At 71.6% G+C, this 2,890-nt stretch carries 3 protein-coding genes; all 3 read right to left on the bottom strand.

Annotation, left to right across the window (positions count from 1 at the left end):
* Positions 1–156 precede the first annotated feature (156 nt).
* Positions 157–1,008, bottom strand: coding sequence for a Flp pilus assembly protein CpaB (gene cpaB, locus E4O92_RS12975; RefSeq protein WP_135190197.1), 852 nt, complete (start codon positions 1,006–1,008; stop codon positions 157–159).
* Position 1,009: 1 nt separating this feature from the next.
* A complete protein-coding gene (locus E4O92_RS12970) occupies positions 1,010–2,392 on the bottom strand; it encodes an ATP-binding protein (protein WP_229483327.1) in 1,383 nt (460 codons plus the stop codon).
* A 106-nt stretch (positions 2,393–2,498) separates the two neighbouring features.
* Positions 2,499–2,890 (bottom strand): prepilin peptidase (locus E4O92_RS12965; RefSeq protein WP_135190196.1); only part of this gene is annotated, 392 nt, incomplete at its 5' end.

Here is a 2,890-nt window from a genome sequence, read left to right as displayed (position 1 = left end):
GGGGGTTTTTTGTTTATCTGGGGGGGGGGGCCGGCGGCGCCCCCGGGGGGGCCCCCCCCCCCACGGCCAGGCCGCGGTTCCCGGGCCGCGCTTGCGCGCGCCGATCGTTCTGGAGGCATCTGTTCATTCGTTCACCCCGAAGCTAGACGTGGAAATTCAGAAGCACTCTTGCGATGGCCGCAGGCCATTGATGACGCTCACGCAGTCGCGATGCACCGGCGCGGCCACCTTGTGCACCACCGGCGCCGGGCGCGCCGCCGGCTTGGGCGGCGCCGCTTTCGGCGGCGGCGGCAGCCCATCGGTCAGCAAGGTCAGCTTGGTGGCACCCTCGGTCTTGGCCGGCGCCGGATCGATCTGGTTGCGCAGCGCCAGCGACAGGGTGCCGACGCTGCGCGCCAGGTCGAGCTTTTCGGCCTGCTCCGGCGTGACCTCGAGGGTGACGGCATTGACCACCTTCGGCTTGGTCTCGTCGCGGCCGACCTCCTGGGCCACTGCCAGCACCAGGATCCGTTCGAGCACGATCTTCGAAATGTTCTGCTCGCGTGCGCCGCTGTTGTTGACGGGCGGGTCCTTCTGGGTGCTGACGATGATGTCGACGTAGTTGCCCGGCAGCGCGAAGCCGGCCACGCCGATCACGTCGTTCACGCGCACCGTGATCGCCCGCTTGCCTTCGTTGATCAGGGCCGACAGGCCGCCCAGCGTGCCGGCCGGGGCCAGTTTGGCTTCGCTGACCGGCTCGCCGGCCTGCACGCTGTTCTTGAGCACACGCCCGCCCACCTGTTGCGGATCGGTAAAGGCGCCTTTCGGCACGCTGTCGGCCGGCCACTCGGCCAGCTTGAGCATCTCGGGCGAGAGGCGCTGGCCAAGGTTGATGTCGGCACTGGCCACCACGATGCGGTTGGCAATCGCGGCCGGCTGCATCAGCAGCCAGCGCGAGGCCAGCACCACGGCCGTCAGGCCGAACAGGATGGCCACCGCCATCACGACAAGGGCACGCTTGTTCTTCATTTCAGTCCTCCGGGAGGGTGCAGGCGCGCTGCGTCTGCGAAAGGGCGCCGCAGGCGGCAAACATGCTGTGCCAGGCCTGGTCGACGCTGGCGCGCGTGAAGCGCGCCGTGGTGCCGGCGAAACTGGCGAAATCGGCGATCCGGCCCAGCAGCTCCTGCGGATAGCTGGCCAACAATGGCCTGCCGCCGGCGCGGTGCAAGCGTGCCAGCAGGTGCTCGACCGCGTCCTCGTCGCACTCGATCCCCTGCAGCCGGCACTGGCGGCGCAGCAGGGCGCGGTAGCTGGCCTCGGACAACGGGCCGACGGGAATCTTGTAGCCGATGCGGCGCATCAGGGCGGCGTCGAACATGGCGTGCGGGTCGGCGCTGGTGGCGAACACCAGGGTCGCGTCGAACGGCAGGGTTTCGGTCTGGCCGCCGTCGAGCGACAGCTGGTCGACGCCCTGGTCGAGCGGGCCGATCCAGCGGTTGAGCAGTTCCGCGGGCGGGATGCGCTGGCGGCCGATGTCGTCCACCACCAGCACGCCGTTGTTGGCCTGCAGATGCGGCGGGGCGTGGTAGACGCCGCCGGCCGGGTCATGGCGAAGGTCGAGCGCAGCGCGCGTGAGCTCGGCGCCGACATGGACCAGCGGGCGGCGGCAGACGGCCCAGCGCGCGTCGCAGCTGCGGCGCTCCTCGAGCGCGCGCAGCTGCTGGTCACTGGGCGCCGGATGCAGGTGCGGGTCGTACAGCTGGATGATGGCGCGCCCGGCCAGGAGTGCGTAGGGCACCGCCACCAGCCCGCTGTGCAGGCCGGCCAGCTTGTGCGCGAGCCGGGTCTTGCCGCTGCCGGAAGGGCCGTACAGCAGCAGCGAGCGGTGCGAATGGAGGGCCGCACCGATCAGGTCGCGCATGGCCGGCTCCAGGCCGTCCTCGGCCAGGGCCGCGGCCAGCGCAGCCGCCGCCACGCGCGGCGCGTGCGGCTGGCGCAACGATTGCCAGGCCACCACCTGGCGGTAGGCCTCCAGCGTGACCGGGGCCGGGCCCACGTAGCGCGACTGCGCCAGGTACTCGGCGGCGGCGCGCTGGCCGAGCGCGGTCAGCTGGTACTGGACGTCGATGTCGGAGCCGCCGCACCAGGCCACCTCGGCCTGCTGCTCGGCCACCAGCTGGCCCAGCACCTCGCGCAGCACGCTGATCGACAGCTTCAGGCGCGCGGCCAGCGCCGGCAGCGGGGTCTTGCCGCCGCCGGCCTGCAGGGCCTTGACCACCAGCTCGGTGACCAGACGCGGCGGCAACCCGGTGTCGGCCGCGGTGCGCGGCTGACGCGGCAGTTCCCAGGCAGGCTCGTCCGACCCGCGGCGGGCGGGCAGTCCGGCGTCCGGCGCGCATGAAGTGTCCATCATCGGATTTCCCTTCTTTCCAACGGTATCTTTCCGAAGAACATAAGCCGATTCTAGCCAGTGGACACTCCCCTACCCTTGACCTTCAGCAAGGAACCAGGCGAACGGCTCAGGCATGGCGCACCAGCGCGAACAGGGTGGCGACGGCGATCGCCAGCCCGTACGGCATGGTGCCGACGCTGGGCGCCGGCAGCGGCTCAGGCACTGCCGGGATGCCGCGCGCGCGCTGCCACAGCGGGCGCAGCAGGGCCAGCACGTTGGCCAGCGCCGGCCGCAGGCGGCCCTTGACCAGCACGATCGCCAGCCCCATCACGCCACCGGCGCACCACGACAGCACCGAGATTTCGAACGCGCCGGCGGCGCCGACGAAGGCGCCGACGGTGGCCATCAGCTTGACGTCGCCGGCGGCGGTGCCGCCGAGCGCGTACAGGGGCAGAAACATCAGCAGGCCGGCCAGCGCGCCCAGCAGGCTGGCGCCGAGCGCGGCGAGCGGGGCCGGGC

This window comes from Massilia horti, assembly GCF_004614195.1.
Lineage (GTDB): Bacteria > Pseudomonadota > Gammaproteobacteria > Burkholderiales > Burkholderiaceae_D > Telluria > Telluria horti.
Note: the sequence above shows the minus strand (reverse complement) of the source record. Positions and strands in the feature narration are given on the sequence as shown.

Coding starts and splice junctions, on each gene's coding strand:
- cpaB (WP_135190197.1), bottom strand. CDS start 1,008: ATGAAGAACAAGCGTGCCCTTGTCGTGATGGCGGTGGCCATCCTGTTC.
- E4O92_RS12970 (WP_229483327.1), bottom strand. CDS start 2,392: ATGATGGACACTTCATGCGCGCCGGACGCCGGACTGCCCGCCCGCCGC.